Annotated in this window: 12 protein-coding genes and 1 pseudogene; 7 read left to right on the plus strand and 6 right to left on the minus strand. The window is 53.5% G+C overall.

Annotation, left to right across the window (positions count from 1 at the left end; all coding sequences use genetic code 11):
• The first annotated feature begins 192 nt into the window (after window positions 1–192).
• Window positions 193–936, plus strand: a pseudogene (locus BMW46_RS14900) (IS5 family transposase).
• 226 nt (window positions 937–1,162) lie between these two features.
• On the opposite strand, the gene BMW46_RS11275 reads toward BMW46_RS14900, so the two are convergent.
• The 4 genes from BMW46_RS11275 to BMW46_RS11295 all read right to left on the minus strand — a co-directional run bounded on the left by BMW46_RS11275 (window position 1,163) and on the right by BMW46_RS11295 (window position 3,526).
• On the minus strand, window positions 1,163–1,369 hold the full coding sequence (locus BMW46_RS11275) for a YqaE/Pmp3 family membrane protein (RefSeq protein ID WP_074708599.1): 207 nt from the start codon (window positions 1,367–1,369) through the stop codon (window positions 1,163–1,165).
• A 308-nt stretch (window positions 1,370–1,677) separates the two neighbouring features.
• Window positions 1,678–1,992, minus strand: a complete 315-nt coding sequence (locus BMW46_RS11285; RefSeq protein WP_074708604.1) for a DUF1840 domain-containing protein — start codon at window positions 1,990–1,992, stop codon at window positions 1,678–1,680.
• A gap of 51 nt (window positions 1,993–2,043) precedes the next feature.
• Window positions 2,044–3,075: an SGNH/GDSL hydrolase family protein gene (locus BMW46_RS11290; RefSeq protein WP_081355780.1), complete on the minus strand. Its 1,032-nt coding sequence runs from the start codon at window positions 3,073–3,075 to the stop codon at window positions 2,044–2,046.
• Between the two features lie 136 nt (window positions 3,076–3,211).
• Window positions 3,212–3,526: an ElaB/YgaM/YqjD family protein gene (locus BMW46_RS11295; protein ID WP_074708606.1), complete on the minus strand. Its 315-nt coding sequence runs from the start codon at window positions 3,524–3,526 to the stop codon at window positions 3,212–3,214.
• A gap of 283 nt (window positions 3,527–3,809) precedes the next feature.
• On the opposite strand from BMW46_RS11295, the gene BMW46_RS11300 reads away from it, so the two are divergent.
• Complete coding sequence (locus BMW46_RS11300) at window positions 3,810–4,322, plus strand: cyclic nucleotide-binding domain-containing protein (RefSeq protein ID WP_256377047.1); 513 nt, start codon at window positions 3,810–3,812, stop codon at window positions 4,320–4,322.
• Between the two features lie 154 nt (window positions 4,323–4,476).
• Here the strand turns inward: BMW46_RS11300 and BMW46_RS11305 are convergent, their stop codons facing one another.
• On the minus strand, window positions 4,477–13,179 hold the full coding sequence (locus BMW46_RS11305; protein WP_074708611.1) for a glycoside hydrolase family 94 protein: 8,703 nt from the start codon (window positions 13,177–13,179) through the stop codon (window positions 4,477–4,479).
• A gap of 699 nt (window positions 13,180–13,878) precedes the next feature.
• On the opposite strand from BMW46_RS11305, the gene BMW46_RS11310 reads away from it, so the two are divergent.
• The 5 genes from BMW46_RS11310 to BMW46_RS11330 all read left to right on the plus strand — a co-directional run bounded on the left by BMW46_RS11310 (window position 13,879) and on the right by BMW46_RS11330 (window position 19,903).
• Window positions 13,879–14,598, plus strand: a complete 720-nt coding sequence (locus BMW46_RS11310) for a Crp/Fnr family transcriptional regulator (protein WP_074708614.1) — start codon at window positions 13,879–13,881, stop codon at window positions 14,596–14,598.
• A gap of 437 nt (window positions 14,599–15,035) precedes the next feature.
• Window positions 15,036–17,027: an AsmA family protein gene (locus BMW46_RS11315; RefSeq protein ID WP_074708819.1), complete on the plus strand. Its 1,992-nt coding sequence runs from the start codon at window positions 15,036–15,038 to the stop codon at window positions 17,025–17,027.
• 246 nt (window positions 17,028–17,273) lie between these two features.
• Window positions 17,274–18,194, plus strand: coding sequence for an SDR family oxidoreductase (locus tag BMW46_RS11320; RefSeq protein ID WP_256377048.1), 921 nt, complete (start codon window positions 17,274–17,276; stop codon window positions 18,192–18,194).
• A gap of 111 nt (window positions 18,195–18,305) precedes the next feature.
• Window positions 18,306–18,800, plus strand: a complete 495-nt coding sequence (locus BMW46_RS11325) for an SRPBCC family protein (RefSeq protein ID WP_074708619.1) — start codon at window positions 18,306–18,308, stop codon at window positions 18,798–18,800.
• A gap of 68 nt (window positions 18,801–18,868) precedes the next feature.
• Complete coding sequence (locus tag BMW46_RS11330) at window positions 18,869–19,903, plus strand: methyltransferase (protein ID WP_074708621.1); 1,035 nt, start codon at window positions 18,869–18,871, stop codon at window positions 19,901–19,903.
• 21 nt (window positions 19,904–19,924) lie between these two features.
• On the opposite strand, the gene ligD is transcribed toward BMW46_RS11330, so the two are convergent.
• Entirely contained in the window at window positions 19,925–22,477 is a 2,553-nt protein-coding gene (gene ligD, locus BMW46_RS11335; RefSeq protein ID WP_074708624.1) for a DNA ligase D, read from the minus strand.
• Window positions 22,478–22,487: the final 10 nt, after the last annotated feature.

The raw sequence follows: 22,487 nt of genomic DNA on the forward strand, positions 1-22,487 counted from the left end.
GAGTTCTTGCTGGGAAAACACGGATATTAGCTTGAGGAGGAAGGTTAATCATGCCTGATTGAAGTAAGCCTCAATAAGCTCTTAGTTTTTCAGGTACCTTATGAGATCCTTTCTTTTTTAGGCTCAGGACTAATTAATTTCATGATTCACGAATAGGATCAAATGTGATTCACTTATGGCGGAGGTGCTGCCATGTGGGATTTGTTTTACCTGTCGGAAACACAGTTCAACCGTATAAAACCTTATTTTCCCTTGTCCCATGGAGTTCTCCGTATTAACGATCTGCGAGTGATCAGCGGGATCATGTACGTGATCCGCAATGGTCTGCAACGGAAGAATGCCCCGCACCAGACACTGTATAACCGTTTCGTGCGTTGGAGCCGACTGGGCGTGTTCAACCGCATCTTTGCGGAACTGGCCGGTAAAGAGGAGAAGGCCGAGCAGCTGATGATCGACGCCACGCATCTGAAGGCCCACCGTACGGCAGCCAGCCTGCTAAAAAAGGGGATGTTCCCCGCCGTATCGGTCGCCCGAAGGGCGGCCTGAACTCAAAGCTTCATGTGGTCTGCAACGCTCAGGGCAAGCCTGTGGCCATGTTTCTGTCCGAAGGGCAGATGAGCGATTTACAAGGGGGCACGCGTGCTGCTGCCGTCATTGCCCAAAGCCAAAACCCTGATTGCAGACCGCGGCTATGACGCCGGCTGGTTCCGGACAGCGTTGTGGGCCAAAGGCATAACGCCCTGCATACCGGCAAAAAGGAATCGCAAAATCCAGATCAAGTACGACAAGACCCTCTACAGGCAAAGGCACAGGATCGAGAACATGTTCAGGCGGCTCAAGGACTGGCGCAGGAGCGCCATGCGTTACGACCGCTGCGCCCATACCTTCTTCTCTGCCATCTGCATTGCCGCAACCGTCATCTTCTATCTCAATTAATGAGTCCTGAACCTAGGTGAATATGAAAGGATGAGGGGCGTTAAAATCACCCACCATCAATCATTCTCAGCATGATTGCGACCTTACATTTACGAGAGAGTGCTGTCTCATCTTCGCGCCAAGGTCACGTAACATTAGCTGAACTTCCTTGTCTGACCTGATTACTTCCCGCGTTTTACCCCCTTGCAATTGACGCTTGGTAAAACGCTAATCGTGTTATCACCTCTTACGGGGGTTCTGCACGTCTTTGATTGAGAGCCTTTTCGATTTTTTGATCCGTCTTATACTGGCTCAATGCGTACACTGCCCAAATCGTCGCAGGAATCCAACCGATAAGCGTTATTTGCAGAAGCAAACAGATAACGCCCGTAATGGGCCGACCGATTGTAAAGAAGGTTAGCCAAGGGAGGAACAAAGCAATAATCAAACGCATACGCAGCCTTTCAGGGGGTTGTTAATGACTATTATTGCCCATCCTGCCAAAAGATAAATTGACCGGGCGCTTGCATGGATAAATGGTTGATTACGGTTGCCGACAAACCGTTTCTCGGTATCGTGGGATGCGAGACAATACCCCCACGGGCCAACCATGTCCAAGGCAGTCACTCCGGGGTAGAGGAGAAATGCAATTTGCAAGGGTACCTTTCTTATCCTGGATAAGCCCAATCATCCTGGATACGCCTAATCCGCCGCGTCGCGCGCCTCCTGATTATCTTCTGCGAGGGATTTGTTCAGTCCTTCCTAGGTCTTATCCCACATCACGTCGCAGTGCTTCCGGGCTGCTGCGGAGAGCAATTCAATCAGTGGTAATGCCCGATACTTCAGGCTGACACTCTGGTCGTCAGCCTGGTCGGTATTGTCTCGCGGCTTCTGTTCCTCGTCCGCTCTTTTCGCCTCGACGGCATGCTTCAGGCGATCAAGCGCTGCAGGCACTTCATCCGCTACCATCGCACTGGGTACGGTCCCGCTATGCCCCATCATCTTCAGCAACTGTTTTGCAATGTCACCGAACATGATGATGTCAGCATGGGCAGAAGTCTTGAATGTTACCAGCATAGGGATGGAAATATCATGGAAACCGTTTCAGGCAATATCATCACCTCTATATCACTTCGACACTTGCACTTGTACCTGCCGCCGCGCTGGCATGGTTTTTTGTCTCCTGCTTGCTGTGGAGGCAAGCACCAGCAGGCCAAGCATGAACATAAAGATCGCTGCTGGTTCCGGCACTGCAGCGGCGAAAGCTGCACCGAGAATCGCATCGGCGTTAGTGGTGGGATGAAAATCATCCCAGAAGAGACGTACCTCGGGATTGTCGCATGTAATCCCCAGCAGAGTGAAACACGGATTGGTCACATCGGTGAGTCCATAATTGACCGGATTCTGCACGACATCATTCAATAACGCGAAGGTGTCGAAGCGGTGGATGTTTACCCCTGGAAAAGTTCCGTCGAGACTTCCAAGTTGGCTCGCCAATTCCGTATTGAACACTACGGAATAGTCGTGCGCCAGCGACACTTCGCCATCCATCCTGGCGGAAGGGGTAAGACCGAGATCAGGCAGGTTTGGCACAAGAAAATTCCGCGCTCCCGCCGCTGCAAGCACATTCACGTAACTTCCTATGTTTCGGGCGGCCTGAACGGGAGAGTCGTGGATAAGATAATCATTGCTCCCGCCCCATACGAAGTACAAGGCATTTGGATCTGCTGCTCCCCCTGAGTTACTCAGGTAGAGATTCACCTCCTGTTGCATACCCGGCAAGTTCAATATGCCTGTTGGATCAGCATCATTACCGATGTTGTGGTTACCTGAAGTAGCACCAGCGACGGCATACCCCTGAAAATTAGCGGTATTTACTCCGGCGGGAAAGAGGTTTTTCGCCAGATACTCCGAGGCGACGGGTCCATTGGAGAAGCGGCCTCCATCATATGACGGCCCAAGTTGTGATGGCAGGCAGGGATGCAAAGGATCGCAATTACCGCCGAGCTCTTTGTAAAGACTGGTGACGGCGGAAGAATTGTCTCCCACATCGGACAGGCTGTCCCCGAATACGATAAGACTGCTGAGAGGGGAGGCAGCATTGGCGCTTCCGCCAGAGAGCAACACGACAAGCGCGACAACTGTTGTTGATATTTTCATTGTCAGTCCTCCTTGGCTCAGAAATCGTTTTTTTAAGGGAGCACCTAGACAGCGGGATGGTTTTCAGGACCGGCTTCTCTTTGCGAATATCATCGATCCTTTTCCCTTGCCCCCGCTTCTCCATCATAGTCCCGGGCTAATCGCGCGGGCTTATCAAATACCCCACAAGGATACCCACCGCAATCGCCAGCCCGACCGTCTGCCATGCATTCTCATGTACGTATTCATCAGTAGCACGTGCGGCGACTCTTGATTTATCCACCACCACATCCTCAAAATTACGTAAATATTCCTTGGCTACACTCAGGTTCTGGTTAAGCTTGTCCCGCACCATTTGCGCCTTTCCTTCCCCCTCGTTGCTTACAAGCTTCATTAATTCTTCTGTATCAGCAATAACCGAACGGAAATCTTTGATGAGTTTTTCTTTGCTTCCCCTACCGGCTCTAACCATTACAACCTCCTATGAGCTATGAATAGAATAAATCAAATCGAACATTCCTTATCTCGTGCACGAGCATAACTAATTTTTTCTTTTTTCAAAGCAAATGTCTGTCTGGCACCGCACATACGCCTGTGTAAATGGACAGGTAATCTCTTCCAAAGAATAAAGGAAAAATTTTATCGGACCGGCGAATAGTGAGGAACACATGTCACATATTCTTACTCCCACGCAAAACCTTTCTCACAGGCAAAATCTTTTATTAGCGGCTCTCCCCCAAAAGGATTATGAGCGTTTGCAACCTTCCCTTGAACTTGTCGCACTATCACAAGGCTGGTCGGTCTATGAAAACGGGGGCGAACTGGACCTGGTGTATTTCCCTACCAGCAGCGTCATCTCCCTGCTTACTGTTTCCGATAAAGGAGAGACGGTAAAAATTGCCGCTATCGGCAAGGAAGGAGTATTCGGTATTTCCATGCTGATGGGGAGAAAGATCGCGCCGACTCAAGCTCTGGTGGCAACCGCGGGCTACGCCTATCGTCTCAGTGCCGCGAGCCTGAGAAGCGAGTTTGAGTTGGGAAGCCCTCTGCGTTATCTACTCCAGCGCTATACTCACGCCCTGACAAGCGGGTTTATCCACTCCCCCATGCCTGGGGCTCATCCGTCAACAAGACGAGTCACGCCAACGAAAGCGCCCTCTACTCCGGCTGCCGGGGTTTCCCCACGCATATTTACACATTCCCCTCCTGACGAGCCCCCTTGTCGGCTTCCGTCTCGTTCCGCTCACGCTCCTGGTCATTCCCTATAACCTGGGCTTGAGCAAGATTGGGCTCCCCTGGAAAGGGAGCTCGACCTCGCTCAACCAGATCTACCACCTTACTACTTACTACTATGCAAGGAGTAAAGCGTGGCATAAATCGATAATCCAGAGGCGACTTAGTACATATTCAACTGCTCCGGGCTCATTGTTTGAGCGTATCGCGAGAGCGGCTCACCCGCACTTCTACATTGTGAGGCGCCCTGTCATCGACAAGGCTGAGAGTCAGCTCGCGCTGCTCGGCACCGTCTACGATAACGACCTCCTTATCCGGATCGATCGCTGCCTGATTAACAATGATCGGATAGACGGTTTCTCCATAGCGGTATTTCACCGTAAAACTGGCCCAGTCTTCCGGGAGGCAGGGATTGAAATGAAGTTTCGCCCCTTCCCTTGTAAGACCCAGCATTGTTTCCAGCATCAGGCGGTACAACCAGCCGGCGGAACCTGTGTACCACGACCATCCACCCCGGCCCGTATGAGGAAGCACCGCATAAACATCGGCTGAGACGACATAGGGCTCGGTCTTGTAGACCGATACAGCCTGTGAGGATCGCCCGTGATTTACTGGATTGATCATGGAAAGCAGTTCCCATGCCCGCTTATGATCCCGCAGGACTGCAAAGGCCATTGTTGCCCATATCGCTGCGTGCGTATATTGCCCCCCGTTCTCCCGCACGCCCGGCACATAACCCTTGATATAACCCGGATCGAGGTCGGAGTGATCGAAAGGAGGATCGAGAAGCTGAATCAGGCGAGCATCCCTCCGGACAAGTTGTTCATCTACCGCTTGCATCGCCTTCCGCTGCCGCTCGGGAGAGCCTCCGCGGGATAAAACCGACCAGCTTTGCGCAATCGAGTCGATGCGGCATTCGGTATTGCTGGAAGAACCCAGTGGAGACCCATCGTCGAAATAGGCGCGGAGATACCACTTTCCATCCCAGCCATGCTGTTCGATATTCTTGCCCAGCTTGTCTGCTTCCTTCTTGCATCGTTCGGCAAAGGCCGCGTCACCGTGCCCGGCAGCGAGGCTGGAAAATTGAATGAGAATGTCATACAGGAAAAATCCGAGCCAGATGCTTTCGCCCCGGCCATGAAAACCGACGAGATTCATCCCATCGTTCCAGTCCCCTGTGCCCATCAAAGGAAGGCCATGTTCCCCAAACCGCAACCCATGCATGATGGCGCGAACGCAATGGTCATACAGACTGGATACCTGCGCGGAATGAGCAGGCAAATCGTAGTATGATTCCTCGTCTGAAGCGACAGGGCGGCCTTCAAGAAAGGACACTGTCTCATTCAGTACTCCGGTATCCCCGGTCGCAACGACATAGTGACAAGCAACCAGCGGCAGCCAGAGGTAATCATCCGAGCAGCGGCTTCTGATACCGCGTCCCACCGGAGGATGCCACCAGTGCTGAACATCCCCTTCGATAAACTGGCGAGCCGCAGCTCGCAACAAGTGCTCGCGTACCAGAGCGGGTTCGACGTGAACCAGCGCCATCACATCCTGCAATTGATCGCGGAATCCAAAAGCACCTCCGGATTGGTAATATCCGCTGCGCCCCCACAGACGGCAGGCAATTACCTGATACAGCAGCCAGCCATTGACCATCACGTTGACGGATGGATCAGAGGTTTCCACCTGCACACCCCCGAGCGTTCGATCCCAGTAGCGGCGCACCTTTTCAAGTTCATCATGTGCCACTTGTAGTCCGCGCATCCTTTGGACGGTTTCCAGCGCATCTTCACGGTGAAGTCCCGCACCCAGGCGAAAAACAACCTCGCGCGTCGCGCCCGCAGGCAAATCAAAAGGAACACGGATAGCGCCGCAGGGATCCAGTCCTGCTCCTACCCGACCCGAAAGATCCTGAGCAACCATACCTGCGGGATTTCGCATTCTTCCATTGCGGCCGATAAATTCCGTCCGGTCGCCCGTCATACTTTGCGTTCTGTCATCGACATCGAAAAACGCTACCCGGCTTGAAAACTCGTTATTGTAGGGATTGCGCGCAAGCAGCACCCCGCTTGCCGGATCGATCTCCGTGACCACATGCATTCGCGTCTTCTCGGGAAGGTCCCCCAACACCCACTCCACGTACCCTGTTGCGGAAAGTCTCCGGGGTCGTCCGGAATCATTGCGAATCCGCAATACAACGAACTTGACCGGAACGTCACGAGCAACATAAATCCAGAGTTCGGAAAAAACACCCTTTCCTGCATGTTCGAATACGCTGTAGCCGAATCCGTGGCGGGTAACGTAGGAAGCGGCTCCAGGACTCGGAAGGGGAGCAGGCGACCAGAAATCCCCGCTTTCTTCGTCCCGCAGATAGTAGGCCTCTCCACTGGAATCGCAGACCGGGTCGTTATGCCACGGAGTCAGCCGGTATTCATGGGCATTCTCACACCAGGTATAAACGTTTCCGCTTTCGGAGATAACCGTACCGAATTGCGAATTCGCCAGAATATTTGACCAGGGAACCGGCGTTCTCCGATCCTGCCCGACAGTGATGACGTATTCGCGCGCGTCGGAAGCAAAACCACCAAAACCATTATCAAACAATAGATTCCGTTGCGGTAATACCCCGGTTTCTTCGGAGTTGGAGCGCCGCGCGGGTTTCAGGGGATGTGGCCGCAGCGGAAGATCGGCCGGAAGACGGCTCGTCAACTGTTCGACCAGTTTCCCATTCGTATCGAGAATAATCACGCGCGCCACCGCCTGCATCAGGATCCGGTCTTCCGGAGCAATTTGCTCCCCACGTCGGATGAAAATACCGCCTGGCCGATCGAGCACATGGGCTTCCGCACTGCCGGCCAGAAGCCCCATGATGTGATCATGCAGTTGCTGGCGATAACTTGAGTGATCCTCGTTCCAGATGACCAGATCGACCGCCATCCCTTTCACGCGCCAGTAAGCATGAGCCTGCACCAGCTGGCGTACCAGGTCGATATTGGCCATATCGGTGATTTGCAGCAACACAATAGGGAGGTCGCCGGAAATGGCATAACCCCATAAACCCGATTGCCCCTGCCGATTCTTGCTCAGCAGCGCCTCGTCGGCACGCAGATAAGGACTTGCATACAGAATGGAACCCGCCATTCGCCCGAACAGCTGTGCATCGGTTTCAGTCGCATTGAGTTGGCGCAGGACAACGAGGCTATGAGTCCAGGCGAGATCGAAAACTCGATTTTTCAGATGCTGGTCCTGGTATTTTTCTACCAGATGCATGACCGCGTGACGTGAATCTCCCGCACCCGTGACAATATCCACGATTGCCGACTCCCCCGGCTCGAGCATCATCCGCTTGCGGATGGCAACGACGGGGTCGAGCACTGAACCCGAACTGCCGGACAGCGGTCCCCCTTCCATCATTGCCGCCGGCGCAGACACATCGCTTCCCCGTCCGATGAATGCCATGCGATTGGTCTCATAAGAAGCCGCTTCAGAAGTGATCCCATCCACCGTCATCAAGTGGAACATCCATGGTACCGGGTCGCTTTGGGAACGAGGACGCCTGCTGCATAAAATGGCGTGGCGGTCCGCCAATATTTCCGTTTGCACGAAGAGATTGCCGAAGGCTGGCGCCTGAGCATCGGCAATCGCGGGCGCCAGCACGACCTCGGCATAAGACGTGACCTCGATTTCCCGCCGCGTCCATGCGCGATTGGTGATGCGAATCCGCCGCAGTTCGATATCATCCTCGGGCGATACGGTAATCTCGGTATGGGTATCGAAATCCAGATCCCGCCGGCGGAACTCGACCCTTCCTTCAGAAAAAACCACTCCGTAACGCTTTGGCTCTTTCAGCACGGGCTGATAGGTACTCGACCAGAACTCACCGCTTGCAACGTCGCGCAAATAACAGAAATTCCCCCAGTAGTCGCAGGTTCCATCTTCCCGCCAACGCGTAATGGCCATATCCTTCCAGCGGCTGCTTCCCGCTCCGCTGTTGGTCACCATGACATGATACCGGCCATTGGAGAGAAGCTGCACCTCCGGAATGGGCGTGTTGGCGGTTGAAAGCAGCCGGATCGGCATTTCCGGAAGTTCCTTGATAACCCGCACATCGGGGAGCTCAGCGATGGGAGAACGTATGATAGTGGCTTTGGGAATTCTCTCCTGCAGCAGGAGCATGGTTGCCTGGAATATGGGCTCGGAATCGAACCGCCGCTGCATGGGCCGGTCAAGCAGCAGGTATGCAAGCGAAAGAAAACTCATTCCCTGATGGTGAGCCATGAATGAGCGCACGATCGCGGACGTCTCGCCCCGGCGCAGTCGCGAAGGCGTGTAATCCAGCGCTTCGTAAAAGCCGAATTTTCCCATCATACCCAGAGCGGTCAGCTCCTCCAGATTACGGCAGGCAGCTTCCGGTGCAACTATCAATGCCAGAGCGGATGCATAAGGTGCAATGACCAGGTCTTCTCCCAAGCCGCGTTTGAGGCCCAGGCCAGGCACCCCGAATGCCCGATACTGATAATTGAACTGAACGTCTACAGCGTTGTAACCGGATTCCGAAATACCCCAAGGCACGCCCCGCTCCCGTCCATAGGCAATCTGTCTGTTGACAGCCGCCTTGCAGGTCTGGTCAAGAAGCGTGTTCTCAAAGGTGGGCATTACCAGCAACGGCATGAGGTATTCGAACATCGAACCGCTCCAGGAGAGCAGAGCAGTCTCCCCATCATGGGCTGTAAGCATTCGTCCCAGCGCAAACCAGCTTTCCTGCGGCAACTGGCCCTGTGCAATCGCGACAAAATTGGTAAATCGCGCCTCCGAGGCCAGCAGGTCATAGTAGCTGGCGTCCCGTCGCTGCTCACCCACGTTGTACCCGATCGCAAGCTGCCGCTGCGCGGGGTTGAACAGGAAGCCGTACTCCATTTTCGCCATTTCTCCCGCCTGAAAGACCAGGCGTTCGAGAACAGCCAGATGTTCACGCGCTGCCTCGCCACCCTGGTTTGCAAGTTGTCGCAAAGAGGAGATCTCGGCGGGCGTATCGGGGTCCTCCTGGGCGGCAGACGGTATGAGACCGGCAAGTTCAGTTAGGGCGAGCTCACATTGCCGATTTAATGCCCTCGCCCACTCAAGCGCTTCCTGTCCGGTTGAAGCACGTCGTGCTTTCTCGATCTCTTGCACGATTTCCCTGGAAAGTGCAACCAGTCGATCAAGTTCGGCATGCAGGCTGAAAGGTGCGTGCGGAGAGTTTTCCCTTACGAGCATCAGCGCCTTGCCGAATTGTGATAAAGGAGCACTGGCAGCCTCAGAACCAGGAGTTCTCTCGAGAATCTGCAGAGTATCGGCAAGCGCCGGAAATAACTCTTCATGGACGACCGGCATATCCGCTATTGCCATTAACGCGACACGCAATGTCAATAGATGGCCTGCAAGATTACCGCTGTCCACGCTCGATACGTAACGTGTCAAGGGAGTTTTTGTCTGCGTATCGTACCAATTGTAAAAATGGCCGGCATGGCGTTCCAGGGTTTCCATCGATTCGAGCGTATTTCTGGTCCTCTCGATGAGTTGCAACGGGCCAATATAGCCGAAGTCATAGGCAGTCACATTTGCAAGCAGCGCCAATCCCATGTTGGTTGGCGATGTTCTGTGTGCGACAGTCGGTACGGGGTGCTCCTGAAAATTATCAGGGGGCAGCCAGTTACTCTCAGGACCGACGAAAGTTTCGAAGAAATACCACGTACGGCGCGAAGTCTGTCGTAAAAAGTGGATTTGTCCCTTGCTTAACTCAGTGCTGCGCAGCGGAAGAGGCTGACTTATCCACCAGGCAATAAAGGGCGCTACCGCCCACAAAAGCAGTATGGGCAAGGCCGGAATCAGCGCCACGGGAGAAGCGACTATCATTCCCGCGCCTGCTGCTACCGCGGTCGCTGGCGCTATCCACATCGACCTGAAGGAAGTGCCGAGGCCGCCCCATCTATTCGTCGAATCATATTCGCGTTCCGCAAGATGGGAAGGAGTCCATTCAAGAAGCCGGCGGTGCGTGAGGAGGAGTCGCACATGAGTGCGCAGTATCGCATCGAGGCTGACATAAGCCTCGTACGGGAGACAGACCAGCCCAAACAGGTTTTGTGCGAAATGCCGTCCGCCAGTGCGCAGCGTAGTGACGATATGAGAGCGCAGAGGCGCGTCGGCCTGTCTTTTCAGCAGATCGGAGGTCATGGTAATGGCGCTCGGAATAATGACCGTGCCGATTACAACCAGTGTCCAGAACCACGCGTTGTCGAGCGCCAGCCAACCCACCAGCAGAAGCAGCAGCAGGGCTACCGGCACAAGACTGCGCCGGAGGTTATCCATCAGCTTCCATCTCGACAAGATGGACAACGGGTTTGGCTGATTACTTCCGCCGGGACCCGGAACCCGGGCGAGCAACCAGCTCGCCAGTTGCCAATCCCCCCGTATCCAGCGGTGGCGACGGCCTACGTCCGCGCTGTAACGGGATGGAAATTGCTCATACAACTGTACGTCGCTCAACAGGCCGGCGCGAGCGTAGCAGCCTTCCAGGAGGTCATGGCTTAAAATCCTGTTGTCGGGAAAACGTCGGCAGACCGATTGCTCGAACGCATCCACGTCGTAGATCCCTTTTCCGATAAAAGAGCCTTCGTAGAATAAATCCTGGTATACGTCCGAAACGACCCGGGTATAGGGATCGATGCCTGCTTCACCGCCAAATAGCCATGCATACCGGGATCGGTTGGTGCTCGATAATGTCACCGCCACCCGGGGCTGCAGAATGCCATAGCCTTCCGTTACCACAGCGTTCCTGCTGGTCCTCTTGAGACGTGGCCGATTCAGGGGGTGGGCCATCGCTCCGACAAACTGATGGACGATCTCCCGCGGCAATTGGGTATCGGTATCGAGGGTGATGACGTACTTGATACTGACAAGCAAATCCGTATTGCCCATTACCACGGAAAATGCCTCCCTCCCCTCGCCACGCAGGAGCGTATTCAAGTCCGCCAGTTTTCCGCGCTTGCGCTCATGACCCATCCACACCCCTTCTTGCGGGTTCCAGCGGCGAGGGCGGTGGAACAAAAAAAACCGTGTTTCCTGTTTCTGCGCTGACGCTTCCGGAGCGCCATTCATGCCACCGCTCATGTTACCTGCAATATGGCCCGCATACTTTCGATTGAGATCCTCGATCCCCGTGCGGGCGGTTCTCAATAAGGAATCATCTTCGGGAAGCGTTTCCTGATTCGCATCCATGAAGTCGGTGAGCAAGCCGAAATAGACATTCTCGTCCTGATTTGCCAAAAACCGGACTTCAAGCGCCTCCACCAAGGCCGCGACTTCCGATTCCCGCGACAGCATGGTTGGAACCACGACCAGCGTTTGAAATGTGGAGGGAATGCCGTTGGAGAAATCCATGCGCGGCAGCAGATGAGGTTTCACCAGAAAAGGACTTGCCCAGTTGACCAGGGCGACAGCCAACTGACTCATCGCAAACAGCGCGAGCATGCCAACAAAACCTAACAGCCATCCACTTGCACCATCCTCGAGCGCTTCGACCAGCAGGGCACTCGTCAGACCCAGCGTGACTAATGCGATGCTACTGAGATACCAGAAAAGCGGGTATTTGCGGGTGGCACGCCAGAATTGCTCATGCAGCGACCAGCGGGCCTTTATCGCTTCCTCAAGATCAGCGAGACCATCGCCTGTCAGGTAAAATCCGACATGCTCCTTAACGTTCTCCTCGGCAGTACTTGTCGCTGGCTTACGCGCCAAGCGAAGCGCTGCCCGGGCCACATCCACTTCCGACAGAGGGCTTGCCTTGGCCAATCGCTCCACCACATGCCGGTAGTGGTCGCGGCTGGCGAAATCCATCTCCGGATAGATTCCACTTGGGTCTTCCCGGAGAGTCTGTTCCACAACGCTGGTAGTTTCGACGAATTCGCGCCAGTCTATGGCGCCCAGACTCCGCAAGCTGTTGATACTGTTTGAGATGGAAACCTGATCGGCAGCTTGCTGCTGATTTCCCAGTTGCACCAGTTGGTCGATCGTCTGGTTTGATTCTGCCAGTCGCTGCTCGATCCAGGTCAACGGGAGCACCAGGGCCGGTCCCTGCCCCTGCAATCGGCGCACCAGTTCCGAAATGAACGGGGTTGTCATGGGGGGATTCGATCGCGCCATATCTGCAATGACGAGAACGAGACTTTTCGGATCTTTTGCCGCCACCCGGATGATTTCATCGGCCCACGTATCGGCGAGATTGCGGTCTGCTCGGCCCGCTGCCACATGCACGCCGACACGGCGGAGATTTTCGATCAGCGATAGCCGCAGCATGATCGGTATCGCCCATAGTTCGCCCAGTTGCAGATTGACGACCGACTGGTACGCGGTTACGAAGCGCCTGAGGCTCTCTGTATCCACCCTGCCGTCCCCGTGCGATATGGCCTGCAATGCTATATCGTATACGCGGGGGAGATTGGCGGATGTGCCCTTGGCAAGGAGGGGTAATTCGCGGCTATAGCTTTTGGGAAGGTGACGTTTGGCAAGGCGAATCTGTTCCTCTATGAGGTAAAAGTTGTCGTAGAGCCACTCCCCCGCCGGAGTGAGCAACTTATCCGCCATGACTGCCTCGGTCAGCACACGGCAGATATTGAATAACGTTGCCTCATTCTCATCCAGCCTGGCCAATAACTGATCGGTGCCGCGCGCTGACGATAACTCGTGTGAAGCCGCCAGTATGCCACCGTAAAGCTCCATCTGATCCGCACCAAACAGTTCGGACCGCAGGGGAAGTTCTTCACTCAGTGGAATACGCGGCTTTCCGATATTGCGAAGCCGCGCGGTAACCGGCCTCAAAAGCTCAGAAACAGGGGTGCCTTTAGCGTTCAATTCGGATGTTCTCCAGGCTGTGTCCGGTCAGCAGCGAAATTAAAATCGCCTCCCCTTCGAATAGAAAGGCTGCGCACATGACATTCTGCTCCCGTCCTTTCTTTGGATACCGGAAGTTCATGCCCCAGACCTCCTGGAGTTGACAGCTCTTTCCGGAACCCGCACGGTTAAAAGAAAAGCGAAAGAGCGATTCTGGAAATATTGTCTGACACCTGCTTTGCAGGGCGCCTTCACTAGAGCCTGTTACCCGGCTGGAGCGGTCCCGCATGAAATTTTTACCGGAATTTCAGGGAACATCGTTACAATTTTCCAGTCCCACGTCCTCTTGTCTTGCAATTCTCTCCGGATATCGGGTCGATGTATAAAGAAACCGGCTTGAACGATGCAAACGTCTTTCGACGCAGATCACAGCCGTCTTTGCAGGCATTTTTCAGGCAGGAAAATGATAAACGGATAACTCATCCGTAGTATGTACGCTAGCGCACAATATGGCAGCCGGTAAGATGGAATACTGCAAAACCTCACCGCGCGCATCAGGGTCTCCTGGAAAGAAATGCTATCATAGTTCTGAACGGATACCTTGCAGCCGCAAACCTGTGAAATTCGCCTGTGAAATCCTTTAATGTATTTGCATTTCTTTCAGCATGCCGAGGCCACACTCGACTTCATGAGACTTTCTCTCTTCTACTCTACTAGTGGATGCAAAATCACCCGCCACAGTTCAACCAAAACCACCTTCTAGCCGCTCTACCCCCGGCAGAGCTTGAACGTCTGAAATCCCATCTGGAACTGGTTCATATGCCGCTTGGCGACGTGCTGTGCGAATCCGGGGGACGCCTTTCCTACGTCTATTTTCCTACGTCAGCCATCATTTCCCTACACTATATTCTGGAAAATGGTTCATCGTCAGAAGTTGCTGGGGTAGGGAATGAGGGTATGCTGGGCATTTCGTTGTTCATGGGCGGCGAGAACACGCCTACCTGGGCAACGGTTCAGACGGCTGGCTACTGTTACCGTCTGAAGGGTCCTCTCCTGCTGCAGGAGTTCAATCAGGGAGGCCCGCTGCAGCGCGTATTGCTGCGCTATACCCAGGCGCTCATAACACAGATATCACAAACCGCGGTATGCAATAGGCATCACACGATCGAGCAGCAGTTGTGCCGGTGGTTGCTCCTGACACTCGATCGATTGAACTCCCAGGAACTGGTCATGACTCAGGAACTCATCGCCAGTATGCTTGGGGTGCGCCGTGAGGGCATTACCGAGGCTGCCGGGAAGTTGCAGCAAGCCGAAATCATTCGCTACCGCCGAGGACATATTACCGTCCTCAACCGCGCGGGGCTGCAGGAACACGTCTGCGAGTGCTATGACGTCGTCAAGAAGGAGTTTGATCGCCTGTTTCGCGACGTACGAAAATAGCAGACAAGTGCTTCCTGCCCGGTCCCCTGAGTGTTCACTTCCCGTTCGCCCTGAGCCCTTCGTCTCCCTTCACCCCCCAACTCGTTCTTTCCGTTCGCGCTGAGCGTATCGAAGGCGCGAACGGTGCTCAGAATAGAGCTGTCAAAAGTCTACGGACAGACGTCGATTCTGTTCCGTTTCAACCCGACCTTTAAGTTATTTTTCATAAATAGGATGGGAAGAAGGTTCGAATGGAGTTTCTCTGCCCGGTGAATGATATTGTCGGGCAGAGCCGATCTACCGGATTCCTCTCGTCTCCAAGCGGCTAGCCAACCCCCTCTCAATACCGCGCACTCCTTCTGCGCTCACCCAGTGTGCGCTGACGTACCGAACCGTTGTATGGGCAGAAGTATCATGATCATCTTCTTCTGCTTTGGGGTCAGAAACCCGTCTTGGCCATGAGAGTGCGTACCAAGCAAATATTATCGATCTCCGGCGTTGCATTGCTGCTGCTTGTCATAGCATTCGTCCTATGGTTCGACTGGAATATGCTAAAACCATATATTGAACGGCAGGTTACGGAGAAGACGGGCCGTGAATTTACAATTCGCGGCGATCTCGATGTAAACCTTTCGCTCAATCCCCTCGTCAGCGTTGAAGGACTTTCGCTTGCGAATGCCGAGTGGGGGACCGAACAACCCATGGTTGCCGTGGATAAGGTTGCTGTGCGAATCAGTCTATGGGACCTCCTGTCCGGCGACATCGTGTTGCCCGAGCTATCCATCACGCGGCCCCGGGTACTCCTGGAAAAAAGCATGGATGGAAAGCGAAATTGGGATCTGAAAAAAGAAGAAAAAAAGATGGAACTGCCTCGAATTGGCCAATTCACCTTGGATCAGGGAAAAGTCCTCTTCCGCGATCCGAAGACCAAGACAGATATAGCAGCCGATATATTCACGGATCCAGCGGTGGATGCCAGAGAATTGCCCCTTCATGTGGCAGCGGAAGGTAAATTTACCGATCTGAAATTCACAGCGCGAGCGCAAGGCGGCAAGATAATGTCGCTTGCGGATAAGGGTGTTCCCTATCCGATCAAAGCGAGTGCCGAGGTCGGAACAACGCGCGCAAGTGCGGACGGAACCATCAAAGGGCTGGCCGAGATGGCGGAAGTGGACCTGAAGCTGGACTTACACGGGGAGGATTTATCTGCACTCTACCCCGTAACCGGCATCGTTATTTTCCCCTCCCCCCCGTACCACATTTCCGGAAGGGTATTGCACCACGATACCGAGTGGTCCATGAAGGGACTTTCTGGAAAGGTGGGCAACAGCGATCTTGGCGGCGACATCCTGTTCGAAACGGGTGGCGAACGTCCCCTTCTTCGAGGCGACCTGGTATCGAAAGTTCTCGACCTCAGTGATTTAAAAGGTTTTATCGGGGCGCGGCGCGGTCCGCAACCACAGGACACCCCAGCGGAAAAACAGAAAAAGAAAGCTTCGGCGAAGGCCCAGAAAGGTCGAATTCTGCCGGATAAAGAGTTTGGAGTAGAAGGTCTTCAGGCGATGGACGCCGACGTAAAGTTCACTGGAGAATCGATCCGCAACAAGGAACTGCCGGTGAAGCATCTCGTAAGCCACTTGAAAATAGACAACGGGCTTCTGACCCTCGACCCAGTCAATTTTGCGGTAGCAGGTGGGAATATCATTTCGAATATCACTATCAATACGCGCCCGGAGGTGCCCAAGGGAGAAATCAAAATTGCAGTCAAACGCCTGCAACTGCCGAAGCTCTTTCCCAAGATGGAAATCACAAAGAGTAGCGCAGGTCTGATCGGCGGCGCAATGGACATTAAAAGTCACGGCAAGTCCGTCGGTGCGTTGCTGGCTTCGGCCAACGGCGACTTTGGGCTGATCATGTCGGGCGGCCAGATCAGCAACCTATTGCTGGAGGTGATCGGACTTGATGCGGGCGAGATCATCAAATTTTTGTTTGCGGGAGACAAAAACGTGCCGGTACGATGCGGCGTTATCGATTTCGGCATCAAGAAAGGCATCATGAGCAGCAAAGCTTTTGTCATTGACACAACCGATACCAAAATTGTCGGTGAAGGTCAGATAAGCTTGGTGGAAGAAACCATCCACATGAAAGTGTCACCCCAGCCCAAGGATGTCAGTATCCTGACCCTTCGCACTCCTGTGCATATAGGGGGTACTTTCAAGGATCCCACAATCCTCCCCGACAAGATGCTGGCCATACGCGCAGGAGCAGCCGTCGTGCTGGGAGTTCTTGCGACACCTTTAGCAGCACTCATCCCAACCATTGAAACCGGACTGGCCGAGGATGCCAATTGCAGGGCGTTGATTGCTTCAGTGGAAACGGCGGTGAAGCGCGCAGCTGGGACCAAAGAGAAGAAAGGCGAGGATCATCCCAAGGCTTCCAGATCAAAGTAATACGAAGGAATATTCTGAGATGGCTGCCTCCCCTGCTTATCTTACTCACTTCCCACTCAGGAGCGCACTTTCAGGTCTTGGTGTGCAAGCGAACGGAGTAAAAATCACAACTGCAGAAAATTGACTGTTTTCTGCGAAATGACAAGCAATGGTAAGAAAATGCTTCAATAACCTGGTCTTGTCTGTTACTCATCAACCAGATTATCGAAAAGAACCACAAATCGCCCAACAATCGGGGTAGACAACATGCCTGGATACGGGCTTAACCAGATCAGCGAGAGAGCCATGACCAATGAGACGGAGAAATACGAGAAAAAAGGCAATGACATTCCAAAGCAGCAGCAACCACGCCAACCCGGGCTGCAAACTGAAATGCACCCTCAACCCGATTCGACAATGGAAGAATACCGCGGCAGCGGCAAACTGGAGTCAAAAATTGCGATCATTACCGGGGGAGATAGTGGCATTGGACGATCTATCGCCATTGCTTTCGCAAAGGAAGGGGCGGATATTACAATCGTATATCTCGACGAGCATGAAGATGCTCAACGCACCAAAGAAGAAGTCGAGAAATGTGGAAGAAAATGCCTTTTAATAGCGGGCGACGTGGGAGACGAAAAATTCTGCGCCGAGGTAGTGGAAAAAACGATTTCCACATTTCATCATGTCGAAATACTTGTGAATAACTCGGCCGAGCAGCATGTTCAGGAAAGTATTCTCGATATCGATAGCGCGCAGCTTGAAAAAACCTTCCGCACGAACATATTTTCAATGTTCCATATGGTAAAAGCGGTGCTCCCGCATCTGAAAAAAGGAGGGCGCATCATCAACACCACCTCTGTCACCGCCTACAAGGGAAATCCTCACCTGGTTGATTACTCTGCAACCAAAGGCGCAATTGTCGCGTTTACCCGATCCCTGTCTCTCCAGCTAATCGAGCAGGGAATACACGTAAATGCGGTTGCTCCCGGTCCAATATGGACTCCGCTGATACCTGCCACTTTTCCTCCGGATAAAGTCGGCGATTTTGGAAAGAACGTCCCAATGAAACGCCCTGGACAGCCTAATGAAGTTGCTCCTTGTTATGTCTTTCTGGCCTCTCAGGACTGCTCCTACATGTCCGGACAGGTGCTGCATCCCAATGGCGGCAATATTGTAAGCGGCTAGAAAATAACGCCGAAACGTGGGAAGTTTCTCCTGATATGATAGGCGTCGCAGGAATAGTACTACTCAACAGGATATATAAATTCCGTCTCGAGATGGAAGGGAGGAGCCAAGATGTTCAATTTAGGGTCGATGTTCAACCTGGGCCCCTCCGAGCCAGTAGTGGGCAAGGCGAGTATTCTTCTTGAATGTCCGGCCAGACAGGCGTTCAAATTTATCGGTGAAAATCTCTTTTTGAACTACCCCAGATGGTCGCCAGAGGTTAAGGAACTCGAGCAAATCACCAATGGTCCGGTCTGCCTCGGAACTATCGCACGGCAGGTGCGTGTTGATCAGGGACATCGTTCGGAATCAAAGTTCAGGATTACGATTTATGAGCCCGATTGCCGTCTGGCATTCGCGGGTATCTCCGACCCCTTTCGCTGCATCTACGAGTTGCAGGAAGAGCATCATGCAGGCTCAACCAGGCTTTTTTTTAAGTTCGAATTGCTCGAGATCCAGATGATAATGCGGCCATTCGAGCCAATGATCAGGACCGCGGTGCAGGATGGCGCGGAAAGAACGGTACAAAATATAAAGCACCTGGTGGAAAGTGAACCAAGCGCATGAGCTAACGTGTCTCCATCATTCCCGTTCAACGATCCCGGTAAATGATCCCCAGTCCCGAGGAACCTGCAATGACCCAAGATTCCATGAACACACCCACGAAGCAGATAGAAGACGACCGACCCCTCTGGGATGTCGTGCTTGGAGTCTATGGCTACCCTGCATTACTGCTGGCGCACAAGCTGAAAATCTTTCCCCTGCTTGCCGATAAGCCTTTGTCGCTCACCGCTATATGCGGCAAGTTGAATATCAAGGCACGACCCACGGAAGCCATTTTAACCACTGCAACCGCGGCTGGTTTCTTATCCTTTCAGGACGGGCGCTACTCCCTCACACCAATTGCAGAGCACTATCTGCTGGAGACGAGCCCGAACTATTTCGGCTATTTGTGGGATCTGATGATAGACGACGATCAAGTACACTCATTTGCCAGCCTGAAAAAAGCAATCCTCTCGGACAGTCCCCAGGTCTACGGAGGAGCAGGTATATATCAATCTCCTGAGGAACAGGCTGAGCAAGTGCGGAAGTTTACCCGTGGCATGTACAGTTTCAGTATTACCTCGGCATTCTATTGGCCGGGTATCCTTGATCTGTCCAACTACCGGACAATGCTCGATATCGGAGGCAGTTCAGGCGCTCATTCGATTGGAGCCGTATCAAAATGGTCGGAGTTGCAGGCCATCGTTTTCGATTTTCCACTCGTCTGCGAGATCGCCCAGGAATTCATTGCCCGCCATGGTCTGCAGGACCGTATTCGAACACAGGAAGGAAACATGTGGAGCGACACCCTGCCTGCCGCAGATTTGCACTTTTATTCCACGGTCTACAACGACTGGCCTCCCGAAAAATGTAATTTCCTTACTGCTAAAAGCTTCAACAGTCTTCCTTCCGGGGGCCGCATCATCATCCATGGTATGCTTTACAACGATGAAAAAACTGGACCGTTTGCGGCCGCTGCCTTCAGCATGCTGATGATGGGATGGACGGAAGGCAGATCATATTCTGGCAGGGAGCTTTCAACAATGCTGGCGGAAGCGGGATTTCAGGACATCGAAGTGCATCGGGCCTTCGGTTACTATAGCCTGGTTACAGGAGTGAAGTCCTGAGATTTGTTCTGATAGCGCCTTTCATGCCTTAGGCGAAGGGCTGAATCCCAGCTTTTTCATGGCAGGAACTATCGATTGATTCGTCTCTGCGTAGTCGGCCCAGGGGTCATTACCCTTATCCAGGCGTTCATGAATATTGGAGGCAGACCAGCGAGTACTGCTTTTCAACGAGGATAGTTCTTCCCACGCCAACGGTACAGAAACACCCAATCCAGGCCGTGCGCGTACTGACCAGGCGGATACGGTGGTGGCTCCGAACCCATTGCGCAGGTAATCGATGAAGATCTTTCCCACCCGGTTGCGCGGCCCGCTTTTTGCGGTGAAACGTGTCGGAATGGTTTTAGCCAGATGCTGTACGATGCCCTGAGAGAAACCTTTCACCGTATCCCAATCGCGCAGCCTCCTGATCGGCACGATGATATGCAAACCTTTGCCCCCACTCGTTTTCAGGAAAGATTTCAACCCCAGTTCCCTGAGAAAGACATTGACGAGCTGCGCCGACTCCTGGATGAGGGCCCATTCGACTCCGCTGCCGGGGTCCAGGTCGAACGTGATTCTGTCAGGCTTGCCAATGACATTCTTGGTGGCGTTCCACGTATGGAACTCGATCACGTTCATCTGCGCTGCGGAAAGAAGGCCTTCAGCGGTTGAAACTTCGAGCAACGGAGGGTGGTCAGGGTCGAGCGAGGGATCAAGCTGCTCAACCCCCGGCATGTTCTCTTTCTCCCAATGCTTCTGAAAAAAGAGTTCGCCCGATACCCCCTCGGGAGCGCGCACGAGCGAGACCGGCCGCTGCGCGAGATGGGGCAGCATCAAAGGCGCTACCAGCGAGTAGTAGCGTATGAGATCGATCTTTGTAAACCCGGTGGAGGGGTCAATCACCCGGTCCGGGTTCGTCACTTTCAGGGTTTTTGGAATGGCGCTTGCAGGCGCCGACTCCGCGGCAGGATGCACGGGCTTCTCGCGAACAATGACATTCGCCTTTTTGTCCGATCTCAAACCGTGGAATACCGAGTGGCGAATGTGACCCCCTTGCGTCCATTCACCGAAGGAGACTTCTGCGATAAGCCGGGGTTCGACCCAATGCGCGTTTTTATCGATGCCACTCGCTTTCACAAAAGGGTTATCCGTCGAAGCAATTCTGTCCAACTTTGCCCTGAGGTCCTGCAGCGTCTTATCGCTGAATCCCGCGCCCACATTTCCCGCATATCTGAGTTTTCGGTCTTCATCATAAAAGCCGAGCAGCAAAGATCCGATACCCTTTCGCGTACCTTTGGGATCTGTATATCCGCCGATAACGAATTCCTGGCGGTTTTTACATTTAAGTTTTATCCAGTCCTGAGATCGGCGCGAGACATAAACAGAGGTTTTACGTTTGCCGATCACCCCTTCCAGTCCAAGTCGGCAGGCGGAATCGAGAATTTTTGCTGGAGAGGCCTCGAAAACGTCGCTGAAGCGTATTTCATCGGGGGAGTGTGCCTCAACCAGTTTTTGCAGTAACGCGCGGCGTTCGACAAGGGAAGCGTCCCGCAAATCATACCCATCATAGAAGGGCACATCGAAGAGATAATAAATGATGCGCTCGGTACGCGCGCTATCGAAGGCATTCTGCAACGACTGGAAATCGGGAATGCCATGTGCATCCAGCACCGCAATTTCCCCATCGAGCCACCCCGACTTCAATCTCATCTTCCCTATTGCTTTTACCAGATGCGGGAGCTTACGGGACCAGTCATTTCCGTTTCGCGTTATGAGGCGAACTTCTCCTCCCTCTATTCTGCTCAACATCCGATACCCGTCAAACTTGATTTCGTAAATCCACTCTTCCGGATCCAAAGGGGGTTCGTCCACAAGTGTGGCGAGCTCCGGCGTCAATGTGTGCGGAAGATCGGCCTTGCGCGCATTGTCCGGCAAGGCCGTTTTCGTTCCCTTTCGCGATATCGAACTGCTTTTGGGTGATCCGCTTCCCAATGTTGCGGAAGCCTTGGAAGGCTCTGGCAGGTCGAGTTCGGCCACACTGTCCGGCATTTCGTCCACCACGCTATACTCCCGCGATGAACGCACATATTCATCCTTTTCTTTTATCAGCAGCCAGGGTTCCTGCTTTTTGTTTTCCTCCTTTCTCATGCGCACCAGAGTCCAGTGCCCTTTCAGCTTGAGCCCGCGCAGCTCGAATTTCAGCTTGCCGTCACGATACCCCTTGTGCGGATCTTCGAGAGGAAGCCAGGTTCCCTTATCCCAAATAATGACTTTACCAGCGCCATACTGAGCTGAGGGTATCTCGCCCTCAAAACTGTTATAGGAAATGGGATGGGCTTCGACGTGGACCGCCATGCGTTTGTCGTTAGGGTCGAAACTGGGGCCTTTGGGGACAGCCCAGCTCTTCATCGTTCCTTCCAGTTCCAGTCTGAAGTCGTAGTGCAGACGCGTTGCCCAGTGCTTCTGGACAACAAACGACAAAGCCTTAGCAGTGCTCTTGAGGGCTGCCTTGCCGCTGGCAGCGCCGCTCGGCTCAGGTGTTATCGAGAAATCACGTTTGGCACGATAAGTTTTAAGCGAGTCATCATTTCTCATTCTATGGAAT

Source organism: Nitrosospira multiformis (genome assembly GCF_900111585.1).
GTDB classification, from domain to species: Bacteria; Pseudomonadota; Gammaproteobacteria; order Burkholderiales; family Nitrosomonadaceae; genus Nitrosospira; species Nitrosospira multiformis_B.